The sequence below is a fragment of the Bacillus sp. FJAT-49711 genome, from assembly GCF_018343715.1.
Classification (GTDB): Bacteria; Bacillota; Bacilli; order Bacillales; family Bacillaceae_C; genus Lederbergia.
Genome location: NZ_JAGYPL010000004.1, coordinates 420,035 through 446,508, shown reverse-complemented (window position 1 = coordinate 446,508; position 26,474 = coordinate 420,035). Strand labels below are relative to the sequence as shown.

Sequence of the window (26,474 nt, the reverse complement as noted above, 5' to 3'; positions counted from 1 at the left end):
TTGTGTATCAGCAGTTAAACTTCTGCTGTTTTTTTATCTTTATTAGAAGAGTGGTGAACTTAAATGAGGATGCAAGTTTTTATCGTAAATGTTGATCGATATAAAGAAGAACAAATCAGAGGCGCTTGGTTTGAACCACCAATTGATTACGAAAAAATGAAAGAACGTATTGGATTGGATGATGAATACAAAGAATACGCTATTTTTGAATATGACTTACCTTTTGATATAGAAGAAACTACACCTGTTTTTGAAATCAAACGAATATGTAAAGCAATTGGTGATATTGAAAGTTCTCCTTTATATGATGCCCTTTCTGAAGTTCAGCGTCAGTGGTTTGGTAGCATTGAAAAATTAATAGAACATATGGATGAAATTATCTTTTATCCAAATAGTGAAAGTATGATTGATGTTGCAAAGATATTTATAGAAGAAAGTGTCGCTATCCCTCCACGTTTACAAAAGTATATGGATTATGAAGCTTATGGTCGTTATCTTGAAGCTACGGGAAATTTTATGATGACATCACGTGGAATTTTTGAATATAAACGATAAATGAAAAGCGTATCTATCAGTAAAATCCTTTTGGAAAGGAGATCATTAAATGGACATGCAAGTATATATCGCCAATCTCGGAAAATATAATGAGGGCGAATTAGTTGGAGCGTGGTTTACCCCACCAATCGATATGGAAGAAGTGAAAGAACGTATTGGATTAAATAGTGAATATGAAGAATATGCCATACATGATTATGAATTGCCATTTGAGATTGGTGAATACACCTCAATTTCTGAAATCAATCGGTTATGTGCCATGGTAGAAGAATTGGAAGGCTCACCAATTTATCATGAACTATCTGATATTCAAGGCTACTGGTTTGATAGTTTAGAAGAATTACTAGAAAATCAAGATGATATTATCTGTTATGCAGATTGTGAAGATATGGAAGATGTGGCTCGATATTATGTAGAAGAAACAGGCATGCTTGGTGAAGTACCTACTAATTTACAAAACTATATTGACTATCAAGCGCTTGGAAGAGATTTAGAGATAAACGGGAGTTTTCTTGTTACTTCACATGTTGTGTTTGAATATGTTGGATAAGTAAATATAAAAATTGTGAAACAGTCTGTGTTCATGCAGGCTGTTTTCTTCTTTGAAAGGAGAACCTATGAAAAAATTAAAAAGTTATACACGTATTTGGTCGGTTGAAAAAGTGATTTATGCGATTAATGATTTTCGTTTACCCTTCCCCGTCACGTTTAATCAAATGTCGTGGTTTGTACTTTCTTTATTGCTTGTCATGTTACTTGGTAATCTTCCCCCACTCTCTATGATCAATGGAGCGTTATTAAAATATGTGGAAATTCCTGTTGGCTTAACATGGTTTATGAGTCAAAAAACATTTGATGGTAAAAAGCCATATAGCTTTTTAAAATCCGTCATCACTTACTTTTCGCGCCCTAAATTAACTTATGCAGGGAAGCCACTTATGATTAAGTATATTCCAAACTTTAAACCATTTGACAAGGACAGCAAACTCGATGTTTTTGGAATTATTATTTTATCTTTAACGAGTGTGGCATTTATTTTCGGAATTACAAAAGCGGCAGATCATGCTTCATTTAATAATGGTCATACAATCTTGTGGGTGGGGATTGGTTTTGCTTTTGCAATAATTTACCTTTTATATAATCAAGTCAGAAAGAATCAAACAGTACTTCCAATGAACTTGTTTAGACACAAAACCTTTTTAGTCTCAACCATAGGTTTATTTTTAGCGAACATTGCCATTATCGGGCCGATGTTAATACTTCCATTGTTCTTTATAAATATTCATGATTTTACACCCATTCAAGCGTCACTTGCTCTAATTCCTCAAGGGGTTGGAATGCTGGTTACTCGACCGTTGATTGGTAAACTGATTGATAGAATTGGTGCAAAATACGTGGTTATAGTCAGTATTGTTATTTCTCTTATCGGCTTTATTCCGCTTATTTTTATCACTGATAAAACAAGTATAATTTGGATTTCTATCGTATTGTTCATTCGTGGTACTGGTGTTGGGGGGATTATGCTCCCGTTGATGGGTGATGCTTATACAGGAATTGAAGACAAACAACTCCCACCAGCAGGTATCGGCATTAATATTATTGAAAATCTCGGCTCAAGTTTTGGAACAGCTATTATTGCCACGGTTGTTGCAACTGTCTCACATGGATTAGACCCAACGATTACCAATGGCTTAAAAGGTTACCATGCTGGATTCTTAGTATCCGCAATTGTCCTTTTATTAATTTTCATCCCAAGTTTCTTCCTCACACATAAAAAAAATTAAAATAAGGAACGTGCGCTTAAATAATGAGCGTAGCGTTCTTTTTTTATCTCCTTATAAATTTGCGGATAACTTTGGCATTTTATAAAAAAACTTGTTGAAGGTTATGAAAGGGGAAATCATCACCCGCCTTTGCAGTTGCGAAGGGAGAGGAAATGCATGATAGAACCAGATCGTACCGAGTGGCAAGTACGCTGCGCATTTAATGCTTTTTGTAAACGTGTGTTAAAGAATGAAGCAATTAATATTTATAACGAAAGGCAACAGCGACAAGAAAAGGAGACAACGTTTTCAAATTTGACACCACAAGAGGAAAATCAACTTTTCACCTTAGATAAACAATATGAAGGAGAAGAAGGTCAAGGTTTTCAAGTGGATGGTAAGAACATCACTCTGAAATTACTTGCTGAAGCAATGCGTACTTTGCCAATAGAAAAGCGTAAGACAGTCCTACTATACTACTTTTTTGATAAATCAGATGTAGAAATAGCCGAACTACTAGAGATTCCCCGTAGTACGGTTCAGTATAGACGGACAAGCTCTTTTAAATGGTTAAAGCGATTTTTGGAGGAACATGCAGATGACTGGGATGATTGATGCTAACACAAAAGACAACGAACGTGGCTTATTGCCATATCCAATTATTTTGGCTGCAAATAAGGGTGATCCAGAAGCGATGAAATATGTTATTTTGCATTATGGAAGCTACATGACTAGTTTGTCCATGCGTAAACTTTATGATGAGCGTGGTAATACGTATTGGGGCATTGATGTAGACACACATGATCGTTTACGTTCGAAGCTTATGCAGGGCATTTAAGCTTTCAAGATTTGATTACATGGTTAGGTTTTCCCTTTCACATATATATTGTTCCTTGACAAAGAAAGCGCGGAAGATAACGTCGCGCAGTATAACAAAAAATCAGATACATTCATCTGATGATGAGCCGATATTTGTTATTGCTCAACAAGTGTTTTGAGCGAAGTATTTTCCGATACATCCTTAAGAGAAACTTGGTTTAATTTTGCAGCAAATCTCTTTGCTACATACAACAATACTAACGCTTTAACAAATATTGAAATTAATTCAATATGGCATGTAATGCTGTCTATCCAGACTATATTTATGGCATACTTCTCCAATTCTCCAGCAATTTTTGAAATTAATAAGGCTATGTTAATTTGGCTTTATGAAAATAAAACAAAATTGGAAAAATATTGTTAAGCGTAAGAAAGGAGAAAGTATGATGGAGGCGAATTTATTAAATGACATATTATTGCAATACGATATGCCTTATGTAAAAGCTAATTTAGTTCGTCATAATGAAAATATGACCTATTGTATTGATGACAAATATCTCCTTAGAATACACAAGTCAAAGCCGGGTTTTAATACAGCGCATTTTGATAATGATGTTATTACAATGAAAAGGCATGAAAATGAGCTTGAATTTTTGAGGCATCTACATGCTAATGGATTATATGTACAGTTACCAATAAAGAACATAGATGATAAATTAGTGACAGTCCATAAGGACGGTACAGTTGCCACTATGTTAACATGGCTACCGGGCAGAACTCTTAACAAAGATGATTTAACTGACCACTTTGGTTATGATTTGGGTAAAATGTTAGGAAGAATGCATAGAGCAGCTGAGGGCTATTATGCAAATGAAGTGATCCATTATGATCAGAAGCTATGCCAAAAGCTAATAAGCTTTCTTTCTGCCTACTATAATAATGGTAAGTTGGATAAGAAATACTTTGAATCTATGTCAAATGCATTGGAATTGATTGGCGACAGATTGAAACAAGCGGAATCTATTTTTCTTCATACGGATTTGTCGTTATCTAATATATTGATTACTGATAAAGGGTTGGTCCCAATTGATTTCTCATTATTTGGATATAGTAGCCCTATGCTGGATTTTGGAAGTGTATTCAGTTTTGTAAATGAAGCAGATTGTAGAAAAAGTATCATAATGGGCTATGAGGAAGTTATGGGCGTTATAGTAAATGAAAGTGAAATTGATTATTATGTTGCTTTCCAAATCTTATTGGGAATCATTTTGCATTATGAATTGTGGGTAACTAAAGACTGGTTTATCAAAAGGCTTCCGGAATGGTGCTGTAATAATTTTGATGGATTATACAGAATGGTATGAGGCAGATGCTAGAGTGCGGATTCGTGATGAAAGTTTTAATGCTATGCGAGAAACTATCATGGTAATTTAATTAACATGTTCCAAAACCAAGAAGTATACATTCTTTTTCCTATTTCTAGGTCTTTAAGCATTCAGTTAAGTTATCTAAATATTAAAGTAATTATTGACAATAGAAAACTAGGATGCTAAGATTTTATAAACCGTAGACGAGGAAGTTAAACTGTTAAACGATCTCTCAGCGAATCCGGGATGGTGTGAGCCGGATAGGTGCAGTAACAGCAAGTGGGCCTCAGAGGGCAAAGTGAACGAAATTATTTTTAGTAGCTTAGACGCAGAGCCAGCGTTACATGGCTAAGGGTGTAGGAGCACTCTACAGAGCGGATATGTACGATACATATCAAACAAGGTGGTACCGCAGGTTAACACTTGTCCTTGAATTAATTATTTCAGGACAGGCGTTTTTTATTTTTATAGAAACTTAAACTGCTACAAGTGTGGAAAGGAGGACGTGCCGTGGATGATAAATTTACACTATATAACTTAAAGGTAGAGGTTGTTGCTACAGATCAACCGATGGTATGCAGGCACAAAGAAGGGGACTATTTTCTAGTTGTTGGAGAAGACCTTATCTTCCCAGAAGCTAATTCATTTTCCATGTATGCTTTAAGTGCTATTTTGCCATTATTGCCTGCCAAGCAGCGGCCATTACATGATAATGACTGGATGTTGTCTGATAGCCTTATTGCCTGCCCAGATCCAAACTGTGGGGCCAGGTTTAAAATAACTCGTACTGGGACTCAGGAATTTAGTCATGCTGAATGCACAATAGAACCCATACATAAAGGAGATCAACAATAATGGCGGAACGATTCGAATTAGCAAAAGATTATACGATCAGCAGAGTGATCAACGGGTGTTGGCAGCTATCGGAAGGCCATAGCTTAGAAACAAAATTGGACATGCAAGATGTCATGAAGGCTTTCCATCTGCTTGCTGAAAGGGGATTTACGACATTTGATTGTGCAGATATCTATACGGGGACTGAAGAATTACTCGGTGACTTTTTAACGGAATTGAAGCGTGGAAGCACTCTTTCACCACACGATATTCAAGTTCATACTAAGTATGTACCGGATATCAATTTGCTAGGTGAGATTGATTACGACTATACAGAAAAAATAATCGACAGAAGCCTCAAACGTCAAAAGCGGGATGTATTGGACCTTGTGCAGTTTCATTGGTGGGATTACAATGTGCCCGGCTGTGTTGAGACAGCGGGAGATTTGCTGAAACTTAAAGAAAAAGGAAAGATCCGTAACATCGCCGTTACAAATTTTGATACGAAGCATTTGAGTGAGCTCGTTGATGCCGGTATCCCTATTGTATCTTGTCAAAATCAATATTCGGTTTTTGATCGACGTCCAGAAAAGGAATTAATCGATTATTGTAAAAGTAAAGGAATTTCCCTGCTGTGTTATGGTACATTATCAGGTGGTTTGATAGCGGAAAAATGGATTGGCCAACCATCGATTCAACCTGAAACACGCTCACACGTTAAATATTTCCAAGTAATCGAGGATACCTTGGGGTGGGATGCCTATCAGGAATTATTGTTCATGCTGCAAAGAATCGGTAAAAAGTATTCTGTCAAGGCTTCTCAGATTGCGACAAAATATATATTGAGTCAACAAGGAGTCGGGGCATCTATTATTGGAGTTAGAAATAGCAGGCATGTTGAGTCCAACGCGCAAATATTTACTTTCGAACTCGATTGTTCCGACATCGAAGAAATTAAACAATTCTTAGAGAACTATCCAATATTAGATGGGGAACCTTTTGAGTTAGAGCGTACTGTTGGTTCGAAGTATCGCAATATTATGAAGATGAATTTAAATGAAGAATAAGTGAGTGTAAGTATAGTCTAGAAGAGAGAGTTTAGTAGAGGAGAGGGAGTTTCAATATGAATAAGAGACTTGAATTTAGGGGTGGCTGGGGAGCAGCGTTTATTCCAGTCGTTATTTTTCTGTTTTTCTGCATACTATATTTTATCGTCTTTAAAGCGTTTGAAATGTATGCTTTGGCAATGGGTGCTTTCGTCGGACTTATGATAGGTGCCATTTTCGTAAAAAAAGGTAACTACAATCGTTTTTGGGATTCAGTCTATGATGGCGTAAAGGAAGCAGTGCCGATTACCATTCTGCTGTTCGTGATTGGAATGTTCTCGGAACTGATCAAATCCACTAATATTTCCGCGGGTTTTGTATGGCTTGCCGATTTGCTAGGCGTTGATGGGGGATTATTCGTGGCATTTACTTTCTTGGCAGTTTGTATCATTTCAACTGCTACCGGGTCATCCATCGGAACTATGTTTACCTGCTTCCCAATTTTCTACCCAGCGGGAGTATTGTTGGGATGCGATCCTGCGGTTCTTGCAGGCGCGATCGTCAGTGCTTCTATTTTTGGTGATAATTTGGCACCAATATCAGATACCACCATCATCTCCGCCGGAACTCAAGAGTATACAAAAAAAGAAGGTTTCGCTGAAGTGGGCGGCTGTGTTGCAAGCCGGTTGAAGTACTCCTTGGTCGCAGGGTCCATCTCTTTTGTTCTGTTCTGGATCTTAGGCGGCGGTGGTACTGTCGGGGCGGGAGCTTCGGATATTCTTGGGAATAACATGAATCCTACCACACTGGTCATGTTGATTCCGGTGGCCGTCATGCTAATTGTAGCAATCAAAACTCGCAATATCTATATAGCTATTACTATAGGTATTATATTAGGGACAATAACAGGTCTAGGGTTTAATCTTATAAATTTCAACGATGTAATCTCCGTTGTGGATGGGGCTCCAAAAGGATTCCTGACGGGCGGAGTCAGCAGCATGATGGCAATAGTCACGTTGGTTATTTCAGTCTACGGTATAATGGGTGTGCTCAATGGTGCGGGAGTGCTTGAAAAAGTCACAAATGGCATACTTAACAGCAAAATGGGCAAGACCGTTCGCGGTGCCGAAATCGCTATGATGTTAGGTATTTCCTTTACAACATTGATCTTCGGTGGTGTAACCAGTGCATCGATGACGACATTTGGAAAAGTACAGAATGAGATTGGCAAACGTGTTGGATTACATCCATATCGTCGTGCCTACCTCTTGGATGGTTTTGCGAATGCGATTGTTCTCGTCATCCCTTTTTTAAGTGTTTTTGTATTCCTTGGTGCTTTGCTGACGACAGGTTATGATTTTGTTGCACCTCTTTTTTTAACACAAGTCAGCAGCGGTATGATTTATTGCATGGTCTTATTCCTAGTTCTATTGTTCTCTATCATAACGGGATGGGGTCGGGAATATGAAGGTTCTGGAGGGGAAGTGGTTAGAAATCCTCAAGAATATACAAACCAAAGAGCTTCATAATAGAGGAGAAACCCACCGATACTTAAAGTGTTGGCAAATACACTTTGTACGTCGCGAAATTAGAACTGAAAAAAATACTAGCAAAATATATACAAAAAGGGTTTATTGGTGAACTTTTTTTGTGTTTAGTAAATAAGGAGACTTGCAGCATATCTCATTCAGTTTAGCTTTATATTTCATTAAAAGTAGTTGAATGACTTGCTGATTGTGAAGATAGGTCGACTTAATTTCTGCATCCTCTGTGTTACGGTAGAAGTCGATTTGGTGACCCGTCATCGCCTCTATGATTTTAATTATTAAATCCTTTTCATCTTTTAACTACTTATCTAGGTAAGAAACGGATTCGATTGGAACATCAAGTAAACTTTGAAATGGTGCTTCGACTCCTACTACATCTTGTAAAGTTTATAAAAAGGAGTACCCAAGTGAAATTTTATTCACTGGGTACCCCTTTAGCTATATTTAAAACACTTTCGTAGTCCAATCCTCACAATTCCAAATATCGGTCGCAATTTCACGATAGAAATCAGGTTCGTGGGATACCATCAAAACACTTCCGCGATATGCTTTTAAAGCACGCTTCAATTCTTCTTTTGTGTCCACATCCAAGTGGTTGGTAGGTTCGTCTAGAATTAATAAATTTGTTTCTGTGTTTAATATTTTACACAATCGAACTTTGGATTTTTCGCCGCCAGAAAGGACTTCGATTTTACTTTCAATATGTTTCGTCGTTAGTCCACATTTTGCAAGAGCAGCACGGACTTCAGCCTGATTCATACTTGGGAACTCGCTCCAAATCTCTTCAATACAAGTATTGTTGCTGGACTGTTTAACTTCCTGCTCGAAGTAGCCAATGTATTGATACTCGCCGCGTTCCACATTACCCGAAATTGGATTGATCAATCCAAGAATACTTTTTAAAAGTGTAGACTTACCAATGCCGTTTGCACCTACGAATGCAATTTTTTGTCCTCGTTCCATTTTCAAATTCAGAGGGCGAGAAAGTGGTTCATTGTAGCCAATAACAAGATCTTCAGTCGTGAAAATCCAACGACTAGCTGCACGAGCTTCTTTGAAAATAAACTCTGGTTTCGGCTTCTCTTTCCCCAATTCAATAATTTCCATTTTGTCGAGCTTTTTCTGACGAGACATCGCCATATTACGAGTCGCAACACTTGCCTTGTTACGGGCAACAAAATCTTTCAAGTCAGCTATTTCTTGTTGTTGACGCTTGTAAGCGGACTCTAGCTGTTGTTTCTTCATTTCATATATTTTTAAGAAGTTATCATAGTCACCAACATAGCGATTCAACTCTTGGTTTTCCATGTGATAGATCAAGTTAACAACATTATTCAAAAAAGGAATATCATGTGAAATCAAGATGAATGCATTCTCATATTCCTGTAAATAGCGCTTCAACCATTCGATATGCTGTTCATCCAAATAGTTTGTCGGCTCATCTAGTAATAGGATTTCAGGCTTTTCTAACAAAAGCTTAGCTAGCAAAACTTTCGTACGTTGCCCACCGCTTAGATCATCTACATCTCGATCTAGCCCAACGTCGTCTAAACCTAGACCACGAGCAACTTCCTCAACTTTTGAATTAATTCGATAGAAATCATTACTATCTAAAGTTTCTTGTAGCTCTCCAACTTCTGCAAGTAATGCATCGATATCAGCACCTTCATCACCCATTTTTGCATAAAGTTCATTAATCTCTGATTCAGCATCAAAAAGATATTGAAAAGCAGAACTCAAAGCTTCACGCATCGAAGTACCTTTTTGAAGTACTGCATGCTGATCTAAATAACCTACACGGACTTTTCGCGACCACTCAACTTTTCCCTCGTCGGGTTGCAGCTTCCCAGTAACAATATTCATGAAAGTAGACTTACCCTCACCATTAGCCCCAACTAGTCCAACGTGTTCTCCTTTTAAAAGTCGAAAGGACACATTATTAAAAATCGCACGATCACCGAAACCGTGGCTTAAATTTTGTACGTTTAATACGCTCATTTTTTTAACCCCTTATATAATGTCACATGTGAATCTTACTAGATTTTGACTGCTTTTTCTATCTTGAAGTTATTTTTATGAAAACTTTAATCTGCCCATAATAATAAAATGAGTTATTGAATGATATTTACCTAGGCAGTATTATTAGTCCATTATACAACCGATCCCGGCGGTAAGGATACGAGTTATTTTCAAGTGGGAATTAGTGTAGAAAAAATGAAAGAATTGGCGGAGTTCTAAACTAAAAATTTAATAATTTTTTCAATTTCGGGGTCCTTTCATGTCAATATTGATTATTGGAATAAATTATTCAAAATGGAGATCTCTAAGCTTACAGATGGTATAAAATAATTAGGACATAAATATGGTGAACTTTTACTGTTACTAATTGTAGTGCCTAAAATATGATATAATTTTATGTAATCTATAATAAATTGGAGGCGCATGTTAATGAATTGGTCTGAAGTTCGTCAGCTTTTTCCGGAACGTTGTGTCTTAGTAGAAGCAGTAAAATCTGTAACAAGAGGGAAAGAAAGAATCATTGAAGAAATGGCAGTAATTGATAACTTTGAAAATGGCAATGCAGCTTGGAAAGTATACAAAAAACTACATACTGAAAATCAAAGTCGTGAATTATATATCTTTCATACAAATAACCAAGAAATTAAAGTAATTGAGCAACCGTATATAGGGGTGCGAAGAGGAATATGAAATTTGAAATGGTGGATCATTTGCCTTTAGTTTCTGTTGAGATTGAATATTTTGGAAAGGCGAAGACATTTAGCAACATGCTGCTAGATACTGGCTGTTCTTCAACAATATTAGATATAGATCTATGCGAAGATATCGGGTTAATGCTCGATTTAGAAAATGCCATAACAAGGAAAATGTATGGAATTGGCGGTACTGAAATCTGTATCGAACAAAAGGTGCGCGGTATGACAATAGATAAGTTTCAACTTAATGATTTTACTATACAGCTAGGCGATGTTAGAGAAATGCATGGATTTGACGGGATCATAGGTAATGATTTTTTTCTTGCAAATAAAATAATCATCGACTTTGAAATTATGGAACTACTAAATAACTAGGTTAATGTAAACACCGCTATGTCTATATTCTATAATAATCTATCCTTACCATCCAAATTTTATCTTATAAATGGTATTGCATAGAAATTGCTTTATTGAATATATATTGTTGTTTTTTCTCCTTTTTTTACGCCAGTTTCAAAACTTCCCCATTTTCTTCTTACATCCTGTGTTCCTCTCTCTATGAAATATTTTTTCCAACTATAAAAGAATACCTTTTGAAAGTTGAGATGGATATGAAAGAAAGATTAGTTTTAGTCCTTGAAACAGCCAAAAAGTCTACTATTACACTTAGTGAATTAGAAAAGGTTGCGGAAACCTATGATACATACGATGATTTTGCTTTGACAGTTCAAGTTTTAATAAACGAAGGTTTTATTTCAGCTGTAAAGAGCCATGGGAACAATTGGAAGGGGTTACCTAATAGTTTTCGTATTCAAAAAGGGAAGGTAAAGGAAGCTTTAATTAAAGAAATTCAAGAGATGCAGTTTAAAGTCCATCCTGACATAAATTTAAGACCTTATTTTTCTTCAACCAAAAAGAAATGGCTGGAGGATAGAGCATGGATATTATTGATCGATAAATATTTACGGAACAAAGGATTACCTTCCACCTATACAAATACCTCGGAACGTTCTTATCAATTAGTAGGGAATGAGAAATGGATTGACGAACAGGGTGGAAAAACGATTTTAGAAAAAATTAATCTTTTTAATAAGTTGAAAATAATGAACACCCCGGATCCTCTCATGTTTGCGGTAAACCCAAACCAACTATTATCTAATCAAAGAGTGCATAGGCACCTAATTGTGGAAAATAAAGCTACCTATTCAGGACTTGTAGATACATTATCACATACCAATTTTACTACACTGATATATGGTTCGGGATGGAAAATATCTTCAAGTTTAGATCAACTATCTAAACAGCTTGGCCTCACCGACAGGGAAATTCGGAATGAAATCTATTATTTTGGAGATTTAGATTATGAGGGGATTAGCATCTTCTATCATCTTTTTGAAAAGTACAGTGTAAGGCTTGCAACATGTTTTTACAAGGCGTTGATTACAAAGTCCTTCTACAAAGGGAAAGAAAATCAAACTAGAAATGAAATGGCTCTTCATCACTTTTTTCACTATTTCGGTAAAGAAGACCAAGAGATTATTGCAGCTTTATTTAAGGAAAATGGTTATTATCCTCAAGAAGCTTTATCGAAGGAAGAGTTACATACAATTTGGAGGAACATGTTATGATCACACAATTAAAAGGGATAACTGAAAATTATCGGGAACGAATGCAGCGGTTAGCATTATTTGAGCCGTTATTCCGATTAGAATATAAACGGGAAAAGGATGAGAATAACCAACCAGTCGATTACTTCGGGTACGGTCTGTTAACCCTTTTATTTTTCTTTGAAAATATGTTAATACGAAATAAGAAAACGAGCATCCAAGATTTAGCTCGGTATTTATACGAGTTAAATCAAGGGGAATATTCACTTTCCCTTGAAGGCTATGAAAAGATTTCTAGAACAATAGTGGAAACATTTCGTCCGCCGAGTGGAAAGCGAAATGAAAAAAAGTTTTATAACTGGGAAACAAGAGAACACGAAACTGTACATTATTCAATTTTGAAAGCAGATCGAGCAGACGTCAATACGAATACTCAATATTATAAATTGGATGAACAGGGGTTAGAGTTAGTTTTTGCGACGAAGGAATATTTTACTGAATTTCAGTTGTCCATTAACCAGTTGGTTTTAAGAAAGCAACTAGAAAAAGGGGAATTTGTAGGGGCATTAAGGCAGATTGATGAAATGCAAATAGATGTAGAATCATTAAGAAATCGAATGATGGTTGTCAAACATGAAATCCAAAGAAATATTATTTCTGATGAAACATATGAACGTTATAAACAAATGGTCGAGGATATCAATGCAAGATTAACAAGAGAGAACGAAGAATTCAGTGAATTACATACATTTGTAAAAGAAACGAAGAATCGCTTGGCATATGATATGAATTCGGAGAAAGATCGGAAAGCTTATGAATTAATTTTACAAATTGATCGAGAGCTTGGTGAGGTTCATCATATTCATACCATGTTACTGAAGGAAAGCATTGATTTAAAAACAACAGCACTGAATGCAGCCCAAGAGGCCCTATATTATGTAGGAATTGACTCCTTTAATTTCAAACAAGAAATTACGGCTCCACTCGTAAGCAAGCCATTACCTTTAGTCACATCGAAACTGTTAATAGAGCCATTTTTGACTATCGAACAAAGTGAAACATGGTCGCCACTCGTTATCTTTTCCGAACAGCGAATTGAAACCCAAGACGGGGTAGAGCGCACAACTGATTTTGATGATCTCTCAGAAGAGGCGTTACAGGAATTGGAGAATGCTAAGTTTCGAAAACTATTTGGAGATATTATGAATCTAGTATTAAAGGTAATGCAAGGCAGGGATACTATCACGTTAAAAGAAGTGGTTGACTATATCAGTGAAGATGATTCGGATTGGTTGAAAAGACGAATCTTTTATCAATTTTGGTATGTCATGCATCAACGATCTCCGATTACATATGAAAAAACGGAGGATCGTCATGAATCATTATTTGAAGAAGTTTTAGAAGTAGTTAAATTTCAGTATACCTGTATCGAAGTAGAAGAATCACAGGAGATTATTACAGTGGCGGAGCGGTTTTCAATTCAAAATATGCTGCTGCGTTTAAAAGTGGGTGAACAAGATGGAGTATAGACAAGATGAAGTGATGAAAGCCTTTCAAATTTACGCGAAGATTAGTCGGAAGGGATATAGTGAAGGGGATGAACTCAGACTATATTTAGCAGAAGACAAGGTGAGAGGACTAGTCGACCAGTTTGCAAAAGAAGTAGATTGTACCATTTTCTCGGTCGGGGAACGTCTTTATTTTGTTCCACTAGCGCTAAACTCTCCCTTCCATATTTCGAATGATACATTGAAAAAAACATATTTTACTGGAAAAACAGTCAACGCCGATATTTACTTTATGTATGTGACAATTATTATTTTAATTGGAGAATTTTATGATAGCTATCAAACTACTGAGCCAATACGTGATTTTATTTCGATGAGTGATTGGCTAGAGCAAGTCAATGAACGGCTAGAAACGTTGCAAGAGATTGAAGAAGAAGAGTTAAAAGAGATTGAAAAAGAGTATGAGTACAATTGGAGAGCGATTATTGGAAAATGGACGGATATGGATGATATAAAAGAGACCGCTAAAGCACAATCTGGTAGAACGATTAGTAGACTTAGCTTTCTTAATACGGTGAAACGATTTTTAGTCGCGCAGGAATTAGTGCAGGACATAGGTAATGATGAATTGCAGTTAACTGAAAAAGCGAAAGTGATCGTGCAAAGATATTTTATGGAGCTAGAGTATAACCGTGGAATCTTGGATTTTATTTATTCGATAGATCGGCAAAAGGAGGAGGTATAAATGCCTTCTATTTCAAAAATTAGATTCACAAATGTTGTGTATGAAGGTGGAGCAAAGCGATATAATGACGATATTTTCCTATTTGATAGCCATAATGGGGCGATTTTACTTGAAAACGGCGGAGGAAAGACAGTATTCATTCAAACCGCCATCCAAGCGATCCTACCTAATGTAGAACTTGCCGAGCGCAAGATGAAGGATACGCTTTCCCTCGAGTCATCAAGTGCGCATATTGCAATTGAATGGATTATTAATGAACGACCAAGACGCTATGGATTAACTGCTGTAACTTTATTTATGACACAAGAAGGAGTCAAATCCTATCGTTACACATATGAGTATGAGGAAGGGGACAGGCATCGAATTGAGGAATTGCCATTTGTCCGTCCGAGTATCGGTGGAAAAGTGAGACCAGCAAGTCGTGACGAGATGAATGAGTATTATACGACAATGAAGTCATCTCATCCCTTAAAGGCTTACACATTTGATACGATAAAGAACTATCATCAGCATTTAGAAGATCGATTTAAAATAATTGCTTCCGAATGGAAAAAGATTACGGTAATTAATAGCTCAGAGGGTGGAGTGGAAAGTTTTTTTGATGGCTGTAAAACGACCTCACAGCTTGTGGACCAATTACTTATTCCAACAGTAGAGGAAGCAATCGCTGGAAAAGGATCAGTCGATTTTGTGCAAACCTTTGAGAAGCAGCGTGAACATTTCAAAGCACATAAACGGTTACGACGTGTAATTGATGAGAACAAACAAGTAGAAAAGCAAATAGAAAGCTATGTTTCTTGCTTTAAACAATTAGATCAAGTCGAAAAACAGTTAGAAGAACAAAAAGTAAACGCAAAAGCTCTGTACGTTCATATGAAGCAAGAGCGGGAAGAGACGAAAACGATAGTAACAAAAATACAAGCTAGTTTGGAAGATTGGCAAGCTGAGAAGGATGAGTGGGAGCGGAAGGAAAAATCTTATGCGATTTCACTTTTGGGGCAAAAAAAAGATGAGGCACATGAAAAGTATAAAATAGAAAAAGACGAATTTGATAAGATCGTACAGGATCAAAGAGAAAAAAATAACCGTCTTGCACAATTAAAGGTAGCAAAGGTTAATGTAGAAATAAAGAAAAACGAAGAATTACAGACTCATTTTATTGAGCAGCTAAATTCGCTAGAAAAAGATGAAGAAATAATCGATTTAGAGGAGGAATTAGCTGATAATACGGCATTTTTGAAAGGCTATTTCGACCACGAAGAAGAAAAAATTGAAGGAAACATAAAGCAAATAGAGTTCCAAAAAACTAGGAAAAATGAAGAGATAGACCAACAGGAAAAAATTTATGAAAGTCTTGTTGAAGAATTAAATAAAGGATTATTAAAAGAAACTGTGCTGAATACCGCGATAACTCATTTGGAAAAAGATATGGCTGAAATCGCCAAAGATATATTGTCTAACCCACTTAAAGAAAGGGTAGAAGATGAGTTTCCTAAATGGGAAAGTGATTTTCAACGGTATGAACAAAAGATAATCGACTTTAATAAACAATTAAAAGGGCTGGAACAATCAAAACGTGAGTTTCAGGAAACGATACCCGATGTACGAAGTGAGTACGAAAAATTTAGGGATGAAGCAACAACGTTAAAGCATCAAATAAAAGGAATAGAAGACCAACAAAACGAGATTATAACTGATCTAGTTGTTCGAAATCCTCAATGGCAGCATTACTATTCGATTTATGAGAGAGAAGGAACCATCTTAGGTCAGCTTGTGGAAAAAGTTGAGAAGCTATCGAAAGAAAAAGAAGAGTTGCTATATAAAGAAAGACAAGCAACGAGAAGTATGGATGACTATGAAAATAATAATTCGTTTACCGCGGATCCTAAGCTAGAACTATGGAAAAACAGATGGAGAAATCAGTTTGCCTATCTTGAACTAGGAACTGACTTCGTTCAGCAGGCAGCTCGTTCATTGGAAGGATCGGTTGAGGATTATTTTACCAATTATCCATATTGGGCAGTCACATTCATTGTGACAGAAGGAGAAGTTGAAAAGCTGCACGACAAGCTGCTTTCAGTAGAAATGGAAATGTCGCATCCAGTCTATATTTGTACGGAGGAAAGAGCAAGGACGTTAATACGGGAACAAGGGAAATCGAACGATCAACAAGTTTTTCCAAGTATATGGAAAGAAAACCTTTCAATCGAAACGTTTAATAACTGGAAAATAGAGGTTCAGAAGCTGGCTAATGATTCAAAGGATGAACGGACAAATAAAGAATCAGAACTTCAGAGCTGGAGAGCAGTATTAGCAAAAATTCGTGAATTTCTACAAAATCACCCATTCGAGCAATACACACACTTAAAAGAACAATTTAAAATAGCCTCTGAGGAAGAAGCAAAACAAAAACGTGTATTGCATGAATTATCTTTGCAAATAGAATCAAAAGACGATGAAATGAAGGGTTATAATAAACGATTAACTGAAACAACCAGCTTGTATAACGGTTTAATGACTAAGTTGAACGATGGAAGAAAGTATTTTGCTAAAAAGAAGGCGTGTGAACCCCATACACATGAATTAATTAAACTTCAAGAAGAAATGAATGAACAAAAAAGAAAGCAGGAAAAATTAAGAAGACTTCTTACAAATCTAAAGGGAATGTTTGAAGAGTTAGACAAGCAATTACAATTAGCTAAGGAACCATTATATGAATTAAAAGGCAATACGTATTACAAAGAAGTGGAAACTGAGCAACCGAAATATTCCTCCAAAAGTTTAGAACTTTTAGTAAGTGAACGGAAATCATTAAGAGGTAGGCTGGAATATAAGCAACAAGGTAGAGACCTATTAGAAGAAAAACTAACTTCAGTAAAGTCAAAGCTTAAAGACCTAACTAATGAAATGAAACTGCTAGAACAACAATATGGAAACGTCGCAGCAATCGAATTCCCTGCCCATGGGAATGAAGAAGTCTCACAGATTAGCAGAACTATTAGGATTTTAGATGAAAGAATCGATTTGTTAAAACCTACTGTTGATAGTCTTTGGGGGGAGTGGACAAAAGCTTGTAGTGAGTTCGATCTTCGAGAAGGTGATTTTTATAAAGACTATCAGGAATTAGTAATCTTTAACGTGACTCTTAATGAAGTGAAGGACCAGCTTGACAGAGAGCGTAAAAGTTTAAAGGAACGAAAAAAGTTTTTAGACGGAGAACAAAAAAGATATACGTTATTGGAAACCGATATAACTAACGCAATTATTGAATTAGAAAAGCAAGATATGCGTTTTGCCTTTCTACATGAGAATGTCCGTGAACAACTTTTAGAAGAGCATATCAAACAAGATTATGTCTATAAGCGGATGGAGTATATTTCCCAATTGGTCAAAACAATATCATCTGTACAAGAAAAAGTGATGTCACTACGAAAAAAGAGAAACGATGAAAAAATAAAATTTATTAAGTTTTGTGATGACAATATTTTTGATATAAAACTACGAAATACGTGTATCACAGGGATTGAACACAAATTTACGTATGATGACGTAATTGAATGGCAAGAAAAAATGAGTGATCGTATCCATCGAACAGTGAAAATTGCTGAAGAAGATATGCGGGAACATGATAAGCAATTACAGCAATTCATAGCTCATCTTCATCTTTACTTACGAACTATCGCTGATGAATTAAGGTTAATTCCTAGGCAGACGCGTGTTAAGGTTGAGGATAAAACGAAAGACATATATATCTTCTCTGTACCTGATTGGGATGAACAAGAAGGAAAAGAAGCACTTCGTCATCATATTGATTGGATGGTCATCCAACTGGATAAAGACGAATATAAAGATGATGAGGGGAAAGAAGATGAGTCACTTATTCGCAAACAAATTGAAAAGTGGCTACACACGAAACAGCTATTGAAAAATGTCATGAAAGAAAAAGATATCAGCGTGAAGTGTAGAAAAGTGAGTAACGATGGTAAAGTTAGCGGTGCTCTCACTAGTTGGGAGAAGTCAAACGCCTGGTCTGGAGGAGAAAAGTGGAGTAAAAATATGACACTATTCCTTGGCATCCTTAACTATATAGCTGAGAAAAGAGTACCACTTCAAGGTAACCAAAAGAGACATCGAACGGTTATTGTTGACAACCCATTCGGAAAAGCATCAAGTGATCATGTATTAGAGCCTGTATTTTTTATCGCTGATCAATTAGGATTTCAAATCATTGCTTTAACTGCCCACGCAGAAGGGAAGTTCATCAGGAAGTATTTCCCCGTCGTTTATAGCTGTCGCCTAAGAGATTCAGCAAGTGGAGAAACCCAAATAATGACCAAAAATAAAGAAATCCGAACAGCTTTCTTTCAAGATAATGATCCTGAAGTGCTTGTAAGGTTGGGAGAACAGGAGCAAATGGCTCTGTTTTAATTAACGTTCAAAAATGGATTCCAACCCGAATAAATTAGAACAGTTACTACAATAACTTTGTGGTACAATAGTTTGCCGATGTTAAAGATATGCATGGATTTGACGGAATGATAGATAGTGATTTTTTTCTTTCCAATAAATTGGTCATTACTTCGATAATATGGAAGTTCGAAATAACTAGGTCAAGGTGGATACTACTACATCTATATTAATCTGCCATCATAATCCACGCCATGTCGAGTGTGGCGCGCAACTCTGTTAAAAATAAGGCAACTGCCCTTTGTTGGAAAAATAATGCCTGATTATAAGGAAAAGGAAAACTGGCTGACCTTATCAAGCTGGAAAATGACTATTTAGTAGTCCCGAAACCAGTTGCGAAGTGTAAATTTAACAAAATACTAGACTAAAGGTGTTAGCTATCTTTAATTAAGGTACATTTTTTGGTTCATTACAATAAACTTAACCAGTAAAAATAAACATCCATCATTCCGACCTCAAAATCGCGAAAAATTGTCTTTCTCGATTTTCGGGTCGTTTTTTCGTCTGCCCCCTTATTGTTCCCCCACTTCTCTATCTTTTCATTATTTAATTCGATTATTTATATTTTAAAAGCAGGACAAAGGTAAAAAAGTGTATAGGCATAGACAATGGATATACAATAGCAAAATATATATTTGTTGCTTCTAAAGCAGTCTCGGCGAGATAATTCATTAGTCAGAAGATAATAAGCTAATCTATTGTTTTGATAATATGACACACTGTCATTTTTTATTGACATATGACAAGGTGTCACATATAATTTTCTTATAGCATTTATGACACACTGTCACTTTTGTAGATAGGAGAAGTATACATGCCGACACAAACATTTTTTCACTTACCTAAAGAAAAACAGGATACATTAATTCAGGCTGCAAAAAAGGAATTTTCCAGGGTTCCATTACATGAAGCATCAATTGCAAATATTATCAAGGATGCGGGAATTCCAAGAGGCAGTTTTTATCAATATTTTGAAGGAAAAGAGGACCTATATTATTATCTGTTAAACAAGATTACACAGAAAAATAATGATCGATTTATTGCATCTTTAAAGGAGAAAAACGGGGATATATTTGAAACATTTATAGATTCCTTTCAGTTTATGATTCAAAACCATAGTAACAAAGAACACAAAAACTTTTTTAAAAATACTTTCTTAAATATGAATTATAAAATGGAAAATACAATAGCAAATAATATTTATGAAGAGAGTAGGAAAAATCAACATTTATCTATAATTCGCTTAATAAATACAAAAAACTTAAACATAAAAGAAGAGCGGGAACTTCAACATGTTTTAAAAATCATGGTATCTGTAACTATTCATAACCTTGTTCAAACGTTCGTAAAGGATTTAACGGATGAAGAAGCTTTTAAAAATTTTATTGAGCAAATGGAACTAATTAAAAGAGGTTTATATAAGGGAGAGCTATAATGATTTCCTTAAATACGAAGAAAAAAGAAAGCCTCTTGGAGAATATTGTTAAAAAACTTCAAAAACAAGGTATTGATGCACAAATATGCAAACGGCCCAAAATGATCAAATAGAATTTTACTAGAGGAGAAAACAACTATATGAATTCAACAAAACTACAAGGAAAAAAACCTCCGTATTTTATGCTTGCGATTCTTTTTGTCGGAGCATTTGTTTCTTTTTTAAATAACTCACTTTTAAATGTTGCCTTACCGTCTATGATGGTTGATTTAGGAATTAAAGATTATTCAACCATTCAATGGCTTGCTACAGGTTATATGCTTGTTAGTGGTATTTTAATTCCGGCATCGGCATTTTTATTAACACGGTTCTCGAATAGAAGCTTATTTATTACATCAATGGTCATTTTTACTTTAGGTACTGCCTTAGCAGCTTTTGCACCAAACTTTGGAGTATTACTGACCGGAAGGATGGTTCAGGCAGCAGGTTCATCGGTAATGGGACCTTTGTTAATGAATATAATGCTAATAAGTTTTCCGCGTGAAAAACGTGGAGCGGTAATGGGTATTTTCGGGTTGGTTATGATTACAGCTCCGGCAATTGGGCCAACGTTATCAGGTTATATTGTAGAATATTATGACTGGCGTTTACTTTTCGAAATGATTTTACCATTAGCGGTCATTAGCTTATTGTTAGGGATATGGAAATCTGAGAATGTCATGGAACAAAATAAAAATGCAAAGCTTGATTACTTATCAGTAGTATTATCTTCCATCGGATTTGGAGGACTGCTGTACGGTTTTAGTGCCGCAAGCTCAGACGGCTGGACAGATAAAATCGTCCTAACAACGTTAATCGTCGGAGCAATTTCTCTTGCTGTCTTCATTGTTCGTCAATTAAGAATGGATGAGCCGTTATTAGATTTACGTGCTTACAAGTACCCAATGTTTGCACTGGCTTCTGTTATTGCAATCGTCAATGCGGTAGCGATGTTCTCGGGTATGATTTTAACACCAGCTTATGTACAAAGCGTTCGCGGCATTTCACCGCTGGATTCAGGGCTGATGATGCTGCCGGGTGCAATCATCATGGGGATTATGTCACCAATTACAGGTAAACTCTTTGATAAATATGGACCACGAATTCTTGGTGTAACAGGGCTTACCATAACAGCCATTTCAACTTATATGTTGGCACATCTGCAGATTGACTCAAGTCACACTTATATTATTCTTGTTTATACTTTACGCATGTTCGGGATGGCAATGGTGATGATGCCAATTATGACAAATGGTCTTAATCAACTACCAACTCGATTAAACCCTCACGGTACAGCCATTAATAATACAGCTCAACAAGTATCCGGTTCGATTGGTACAGCTGTTCTAGTTACGATTATGAATTCCGTGACAAAAACAAAAGCTGAAAGTTTAATGGCTAGTGTGGATCCAACAACCTTTACAGAAGCTACGAAGACATTAGTAACACAGAAAGCTTTATTGGCCGGAATTCAATATTCATTCTATGTAGCGCTTGGCATAAATATTGTCGCACTGCTATTAGTTTTCTTTATTAAACGTGTGGATACAAGTAAGGAACCAGCGAATATACTAAATAAGCAAGGGAAGACCATAGCTAAACCCGTTTCAAATTAATCAATAATTATATATGTACATTTATTTTAGAGCAACTTCAGTAAAAAAGGGATGAGCTTACTTGTCCCGCGGAAACTATCCAGGCTAAGCAAGAACATGTACAATAAGGGCCTTATTTGTGAGGTAAATGTGTATGAAGGCATTTGAAATCATGATAAAGCAAGTATATAAAGTAAAGGAAAATGGTACTGTTCGATCTGTCATTGAAAAGTTTATTGAACACCGAATAAGCGGTCTCCCTGTGGTAAATGACAGAAACGAAATTGTCGCGTATATAAGTGACGGAGATATTATGCGATATATCGGCAAGCATGAGGATCGAATTATTAGCTTTTTCTTTTATATTACTGTTATCAAAGGTGACGATGTAGAATTTGAAGAGAGAGTACAAACATTGCTTAATATGAATGTTCTTGAACTCGCCAAAAGGAAAGTTATTACGGTCTCATGGAATGAAGAGGTAGAAAATATTGCGGCCATGTTAGGAAAAAAACAAATTAAAAAACTGCCAGTGGAGCGTAATGGGGTATTGGTGGGAATAATTAGTCGAGGAGATGTCATTAGACATTCTTTCAACGCCATATTATAACAGCACTTGAATCTAGAATCATGCATCTAACTCTTGTGTTGAATTATGAGGAATTGCTCCCTTTAGTCTCAAAACTAAAACTAATATCATCAATCCTGCTGAAAGCAAGTGTATCATTTCTCTGTCATATAGATTCCAGCCCTGATTTTGCGAAAAATACTTTTCCAATTTCGGGGCTGTTTCTTGCTTAATCCCTTATCTAGATTATTTTTAGACCTAAAAGTCGTAAAAAACATGTGGAAAATCGAATTAAATTCGACCGTTTTCGAATATTAACTGTAACTGAAGAATGTAGGTTTAAAGATGAATTTTCGAAAGAGGTCATTTTAGTTTTACAAACAGTAGGCAACTAACCTATTACGAGTTGCCTTTATACTTTTTTGATATCCGATTTGCTATGAGATAATATAAGATTAATCAGTTGGTAAATATCTATTTTTTGTATGGAGGTCTATATGGATAATAACGATATATTAATTCGTTTGAGATATGCGCTAGAAATTAAAAATAAAGCAATGGCAGAGATCTTTAAACTTGGTGGAGTGAATGTAACGGTCCCAGAAGTAATAAAGATTCTCACAAAGTCGGACGAATATGATGAGGAAAGTGAAGAACAAATAAAATGTAATAACAGTATGTTAGATTCGTTTTTAAATGGTTTGATTATTTATAAAAGAGGAAAACAAGAGCCTAAACCAGGGCAGGCTGATACCCTAGATTCGTCTATAAAGAAAAGTGCAAATGTTAATAATCTGTTGTTAAAGAAGGTGAAAATTGCATTAGCATTAACGACTGAGGATATGCTGGATGTATTTGAAAATGCAGGAATCACGGTCACAAAAGGGGAACTTGGCGCTTTACTAAGAAAAGAAGGTCATAAGAATTATAAAGAGTGCGGAGATAAATACGCAAGGAATTTCTTAAAAGGGTTGGCGATCAAATACAGGGGATAAGCCTTAAAAACAGGTGATGACATGATACATACCTACTTAGATGAGACAATACGTTTTGAAATCAAGTACAAAAATCGCACTTCCATTGGAATTACAATAGATAGTTATGGAAATATTGAAGTTCAAGCTCCGAAAGGGACACCTGATGATAAAGTGCTTCGATTACTAGAAGAAAAATGGGATCTTATACAGCAAAAATTAAAAGAAATGAAGGATAGGCTCCTGGGACCTCAGAAAAAGGTATACGAGTATGGTGAGAGTTTTCTTTATTTAGGAAAAAGTTATCCCATCCAGATCTCCCAAGACATTAATATCACAAAAGAACACGTAGTGTTTGAAGAGGGTAAGCTCCATATATATGTAGTGCAGCCAGACAATGAAAAAATAAAACAAGCTTTGAAAAGATTTTACTACCAGAAGTGTAAGGCATTAGTGGAAAAGAGCATTTCCTCCTATCAAAGCAACTTCAAAACAAAACCACGTTCTATTCGTATCTCGGATAGTAAAACGACTTGGGGAACCTGTGATTCAAAGCTGCAGTTAACATTTAATTGGCGATTAGCAATGGCGCCGCCTGAGGTTGTTGACTATGTAGTCGTTCATGAAATGTGCCATATGGTACATCTAAATCATGACAGATCCTTCTGGCGCCTTGTCGGAAAAATAATGCCTGATTATAAGGAAAAGGAAAACTGGCTGGCTTTATCAAACTGGAAGATGACTATATAATAGTCCCGAGACCTACTGCGAAGTACAAGATTAAATAACATCTTTTTATTTAGTACAGGAAGGTATAACATACTATCTGTAACCAATACACTTCAGATATGTCGAAGTCGTGATAGATTTGGAATGAGAATTTAAAATCGCTCTTCCAATTATCAATAAACATTTGCCAGTTAGACCCTGATTTCGTGAAAAAATACTTTTGCGATTTCGGGGCATTTTTCTGTTAAATCTAGTCAATCCAAATGTTCTTTCAATCTTTTTTGCAAACTTATTTTAGTGGAAAACTGGTTAATGAGGTAAACATTTACGATTTGATTGAAAAAAAGTGATTAAGCATGGTATAAGTGTAAAAGAAGCAGGGACACTTTGCTTTTGATTTTGGGATAAGAGGTTGATTCAGTATCCCATAATGAGAGGATTTGAATTTGTATATGATAAATAATTTTTGGCGTGATTTACCACGACCTTTTTTTATATTGGCACCAATGGAAGATGTGACGGATGTTGTTTTTCGACATGTAGTAAGCGCGGCAGCTAGACCTGATGTTTTTTTTACAGAGTTTACAAACACGGAGAGTTATTGTCACCCACAGGGGATTCAGAGTGTGCGTGGGCGTTTGACTTTTACAGAGGATGAGCAGCCGATTGTAGCCCATATATGGGGGGATAAGCCTGAATACTTTCGACAAATGAGTATTGGTATGGCGGAATTAGGCTTTCGAGGTTTAGATATTAATATGGGCTGCCCTGTACCGAATGTGGCACAGAATGGGAAGGGCAGCGGCCTTATCTGTCGTCCAGAAGTTGCGGCAGATTTAATACAAGCAGCAAAAGCAGGCGGATTGCCTGTAAGTGTAAAAACGAGGCTTGGTTACACGGATGTAGACGAATGGCATGATTGGCTCAAACATATATTGGAACAAGACATCGCTAATCTTTCGATTCATCTGCGTACAAGAAAGGAAATGAGCAAAGTAGATGCACATTGGGAAATGATCCCGGAGATAAAAAAACTTCGTGACCAGCTGGCACCAGATACACTTTTGACGATCAATGGGGATATTCCTGACCGTCAAACTGGCTTGGAGCTTGTCCACCAATATGGTGTAGATGGGGTTATGATTGGGCGTGGTATTTTCAGTAATCCATTTGCTTTTGAAAAAGAACCGAAGGATCATAGCAGTGAGGAATTACTGGATCTCTTAAGATTGCATCTTGATCTCCATGATAAATATTCAAAATTAGAGCTGCGTCCGTTCAAAGCTCTTCATCGCTTCTTTAAAATATATGTCAAAGGCTTTCGAGGGGCTAGTGAACTAAGAAATCAATTGATGAGCACAAATTCAACAGATGAAGTGCGCACGATGCTCAATAACTTTAAGTAAAGAAAATGTTGATGGGACGGAAGGTGTATCGTTGAGGTGCTGACTTATTCTAGTCAGTTTCCCTTATGCTCGTAACTTTTTTCTCAAATCTTGCTTTCCCAGTAATCTCAGAAGCCGTCACATTAGCACTTAATATCAAGAGCAGGAAATGACCAAATCTATATAACAACATTATTTTTCTACAGCAGTAATTAATCCGTCAATTCTACTTTCTTGTAGTAATATAGTAAAATGTAAATTGAGGAAACGATAATTTGTTAGGAGGAAATTTAGTGAAAACCATATATGACTACACAGTAAAAATGTCAGACGGTAAGGAAAAAACATTGAGAGATTATGCTGGAAACACGTTGCTTATTGTGAATACGGCTAGTAAATGTGGTTTTACTCCGCAATTTGAAGGACTTCAAGCACTTTATGAAAAATATAAGGACCGCGGTTTTGTTATTCTAGGTTTTCCATGTGATCAATTTAAACAACAAGAGTTTGATAATATTGAAGAGACTATTCAGTTTTGCCAACGCAACTATGGAGTCAGCTTTCCGATGTTCGCTAAAATTGATGTAAATGGAGAAAATGAACATCCTTTATACACGTATTTAAAAGAACAAAAAAATGGTCTTTTTTCGAAGGCAATTAAATGGAATTTCACAAAATTTCTTGTTGATCAAAAAGGACTAGTCGTTGAACGATATTCACCTACAACAAAGCCAGATCAAATAGAAGAAGACATAGTTAGATATATAGATTAAATGT

The 26,474-nt window shown here is 36.1% G+C and carries 26 protein-coding genes and 1 pseudogene; 24 read left to right on the top strand and 3 right to left on the bottom strand.

All coding sequences use genetic code 11. The features are described from left to right. Nucleotides 1-63 precede the first annotated feature (63 nt). The 5 genes from KHA96_RS19800 to KHA96_RS19780 all read left to right on the top strand — a co-directional run bounded on the left by KHA96_RS19800 (nucleotide 64) and on the right by KHA96_RS19780 (nucleotide 3,156). Nucleotides 64-555 carry an antirestriction protein ArdA gene (locus KHA96_RS19800; RefSeq protein ID WP_213131024.1) on the top strand — a complete coding sequence of 164 codons (492 nt, stop codon included), beginning with the start codon at nucleotides 64-66 and terminating at the stop codon, nucleotides 553-555. A gap of 49 nt (nucleotides 556-604) precedes the next feature. Further along, nucleotides 605-1,105 carry an antirestriction protein ArdA gene (locus KHA96_RS19795; RefSeq protein ID WP_213131023.1) on the top strand — a complete coding sequence of 167 codons (501 nt, stop codon included), beginning with the start codon at nucleotides 605-607 and terminating at the stop codon, nucleotides 1,103-1,105. A 67-nt stretch (nucleotides 1,106-1,172) separates the two neighbouring features. Beyond that, entirely contained in the window at nucleotides 1,173-2,339 is a 1,167-nt protein-coding gene (locus tag KHA96_RS19790) for a TcpE family conjugal transfer membrane protein (RefSeq protein ID WP_249315781.1), read from the top strand. 156 nt (nucleotides 2,340-2,495) lie between these two features. Then, nucleotides 2,496-2,933: an RNA polymerase sigma factor gene (locus KHA96_RS19785; RefSeq protein WP_213131022.1), complete on the top strand. Its 438-nt coding sequence runs from the start codon at nucleotides 2,496-2,498 to the stop codon at nucleotides 2,931-2,933. Beyond that, the gene (locus KHA96_RS19780) at nucleotides 2,917-3,156 is read left to right on the top strand and encodes a helix-turn-helix domain-containing protein (RefSeq protein ID WP_213131021.1); all 240 of its coding nucleotides are present in this window, start codon (nucleotides 2,917-2,919) and stop codon (nucleotides 3,154-3,156) included. The genes KHA96_RS19785 and KHA96_RS19780 overlap by 17 nt, the downstream gene beginning before the upstream one ends. Nucleotides 3,157-3,293: 137 nt before the next feature. Here KHA96_RS19780 and KHA96_RS19775 read toward each other — a convergent pair whose 3' ends face one another. Beyond that, on the bottom strand, nucleotides 3,294-3,479 hold the full coding sequence (locus tag KHA96_RS19775) for a hypothetical protein (RefSeq protein WP_213131020.1): 186 nt from the start codon (nucleotides 3,477-3,479) through the stop codon (nucleotides 3,294-3,296). Nucleotides 3,480-3,583: 104 nt separating this feature from the next. Between KHA96_RS19775 and KHA96_RS19770 the strand changes: the two genes are divergently transcribed. From KHA96_RS19770 to KHA96_RS19755, 5 genes are all read left to right on the top strand, one after another. Beyond that, the gene (locus tag KHA96_RS19770) at nucleotides 3,584-4,501 is read left to right on the top strand and encodes a phosphotransferase enzyme family protein (RefSeq protein WP_213131019.1); all 918 of its coding nucleotides are present in this window, start codon (nucleotides 3,584-3,586) and stop codon (nucleotides 4,499-4,501) included. Nucleotides 4,502-4,848: 347 nt separating this feature from the next. Further along, nucleotides 4,849-4,983: a hypothetical protein gene (locus tag KHA96_RS23310; protein WP_283248476.1), complete on the top strand. Its 135-nt coding sequence runs from the start codon at nucleotides 4,849-4,851 to the stop codon at nucleotides 4,981-4,983. 31 nt (nucleotides 4,984-5,014) lie between these two features. After that, complete coding sequence (locus KHA96_RS19765) at nucleotides 5,015-5,359, top strand: TIGR04076 family protein (protein ID WP_213131018.1); 345 nt, start codon at nucleotides 5,015-5,017, stop codon at nucleotides 5,357-5,359. After that, complete coding sequence (locus KHA96_RS19760) at nucleotides 5,359-6,405, top strand: aldo/keto reductase (protein ID WP_213131017.1); 1,047 nt, start codon at nucleotides 5,359-5,361, stop codon at nucleotides 6,403-6,405. The genes KHA96_RS19765 and KHA96_RS19760 overlap by 1 nt, the downstream gene beginning before the upstream one ends. A gap of 56 nt (nucleotides 6,406-6,461) precedes the next feature. After that, nucleotides 6,462-7,913, top strand: coding sequence for a Na+/H+ antiporter NhaC family protein (locus tag KHA96_RS19755; protein WP_213131016.1), 1,452 nt, complete (start codon nucleotides 6,462-6,464; stop codon nucleotides 7,911-7,913). A 462-nt stretch (nucleotides 7,914-8,375) separates the two neighbouring features. Here the strand turns inward: KHA96_RS19755 and KHA96_RS19750 are convergent, their stop codons facing one another. Continuing rightward, the gene (locus tag KHA96_RS19750; protein WP_213131015.1) at nucleotides 8,376-9,929 is read right to left on the bottom strand and encodes an ABC-F family ATP-binding cassette domain-containing protein; all 1,554 of its coding nucleotides are present in this window, start codon (nucleotides 9,927-9,929) and stop codon (nucleotides 8,376-8,378) included. Nucleotides 9,930-10,379: 450 nt separating this feature from the next. Here KHA96_RS19750 and KHA96_RS19745 point away from each other — a divergent pair, with 450 nt between their 5' ends. The 10 genes and pseudogenes from KHA96_RS19745 (at nucleotide 10,380) to KHA96_RS19700 (ending at nucleotide 22,651) form a co-directional block, all read left to right on the top strand. Continuing rightward, on the top strand, nucleotides 10,380-10,640 hold the full coding sequence (locus tag KHA96_RS19745) for a hypothetical protein (RefSeq protein WP_213131014.1): 261 nt from the start codon (nucleotides 10,380-10,382) through the stop codon (nucleotides 10,638-10,640). Further along, nucleotides 10,637-11,020, top strand: a complete 384-nt coding sequence (locus tag KHA96_RS19740; RefSeq protein WP_213131013.1) for a retropepsin-like aspartic protease — start codon at nucleotides 10,637-10,639, stop codon at nucleotides 11,018-11,020. The genes KHA96_RS19745 and KHA96_RS19740 overlap by 4 nt, the downstream gene beginning before the upstream one ends. Nucleotides 11,021-11,238: 218 nt before the next feature. Further along, nucleotides 11,239-12,273: a Wadjet anti-phage system protein JetD domain-containing protein gene (locus tag KHA96_RS19735; protein WP_213131012.1), complete on the top strand. Its 1,035-nt coding sequence runs from the start codon at nucleotides 11,239-11,241 to the stop codon at nucleotides 12,271-12,273. Next, nucleotides 12,270-13,781, top strand: coding sequence for a replicative DNA helicase (locus KHA96_RS19730; protein WP_213131011.1), 1,512 nt, complete (start codon nucleotides 12,270-12,272; stop codon nucleotides 13,779-13,781). Before KHA96_RS19735 ends, KHA96_RS19730 begins: the two co-directional genes overlap by 4 nt. Then, nucleotides 13,771-14,505 (top strand): DUF6063 family protein, encoded by a 735-nt coding sequence (locus KHA96_RS19725; RefSeq protein ID WP_213131010.1) that lies wholly within the window; start codon nucleotides 13,771-13,773, stop codon nucleotides 14,503-14,505. The genes KHA96_RS19730 and KHA96_RS19725 overlap by 11 nt, the downstream gene beginning before the upstream one ends. Further along, nucleotides 14,506-18,933, top strand: a complete 4,428-nt coding sequence (locus KHA96_RS19720; protein WP_213131009.1) for a coiled-coil domain-containing protein — start codon at nucleotides 14,506-14,508, stop codon at nucleotides 18,931-18,933. It begins immediately after the preceding gene. 282 nt (nucleotides 18,934-19,215) lie between these two features. Continuing rightward, nucleotides 19,216-19,290, top strand: a pseudogene (locus KHA96_RS19715) (M48 family peptidase); the annotation flags it as partial. A gap of 496 nt (nucleotides 19,291-19,786) precedes the next feature. Then, on the top strand, nucleotides 19,787-20,407 hold the full coding sequence (locus KHA96_RS19710) for a TetR/AcrR family transcriptional regulator (RefSeq protein WP_213131008.1): 621 nt from the start codon (nucleotides 19,787-19,789) through the stop codon (nucleotides 20,405-20,407). 140 nt (nucleotides 20,408-20,547) lie between these two features. Next, nucleotides 20,548-22,062 (top strand): DHA2 family efflux MFS transporter permease subunit, encoded by a 1,515-nt coding sequence (locus KHA96_RS19705; protein WP_213131007.1) that lies wholly within the window; start codon nucleotides 20,548-20,550, stop codon nucleotides 22,060-22,062. A 133-nt stretch (nucleotides 22,063-22,195) separates the two neighbouring features. Next, nucleotides 22,196-22,651 carry a CBS domain-containing protein gene (locus tag KHA96_RS19700; RefSeq protein ID WP_213131006.1) on the top strand — a complete coding sequence of 152 codons (456 nt, stop codon included), beginning with the start codon at nucleotides 22,196-22,198 and terminating at the stop codon, nucleotides 22,649-22,651. An 18-nt stretch (nucleotides 22,652-22,669) separates the two neighbouring features. Here the strand turns inward: KHA96_RS19700 and KHA96_RS19695 are convergent, their stop codons facing one another. Then, entirely contained in the window at nucleotides 22,670-22,819 is a 150-nt protein-coding gene (locus KHA96_RS19695) for a hypothetical protein (RefSeq protein WP_213131005.1), read from the bottom strand. A 287-nt stretch (nucleotides 22,820-23,106) separates the two neighbouring features. Between KHA96_RS19695 and KHA96_RS19690 the strand changes: the two genes are divergently transcribed. From KHA96_RS19690 to KHA96_RS19675, 4 genes are all read left to right on the top strand, one after another. Beyond that, nucleotides 23,107-23,604 (top strand): YehS family protein, encoded by a 498-nt coding sequence (locus KHA96_RS19690; RefSeq protein ID WP_213131004.1) that lies wholly within the window; start codon nucleotides 23,107-23,109, stop codon nucleotides 23,602-23,604. A 21-nt stretch (nucleotides 23,605-23,625) separates the two neighbouring features. After that, entirely contained in the window at nucleotides 23,626-24,333 is a 708-nt protein-coding gene (locus KHA96_RS19685; RefSeq protein ID WP_213131003.1) for a M48 family metallopeptidase, read from the top strand. 431 nt (nucleotides 24,334-24,764) lie between these two features. Then, the gene (locus tag KHA96_RS19680; protein WP_213131002.1) at nucleotides 24,765-25,718 is read left to right on the top strand and encodes a tRNA dihydrouridine synthase; all 954 of its coding nucleotides are present in this window, start codon (nucleotides 24,765-24,767) and stop codon (nucleotides 25,716-25,718) included. Nucleotides 25,719-25,990: 272 nt separating this feature from the next. Continuing rightward, nucleotides 25,991-26,470 (top strand): glutathione peroxidase, encoded by a 480-nt coding sequence (locus tag KHA96_RS19675; protein ID WP_213131001.1) that lies wholly within the window; start codon nucleotides 25,991-25,993, stop codon nucleotides 26,468-26,470. The last annotated feature ends 4 nt before the right edge of the window (nucleotides 26,471-26,474 follow it).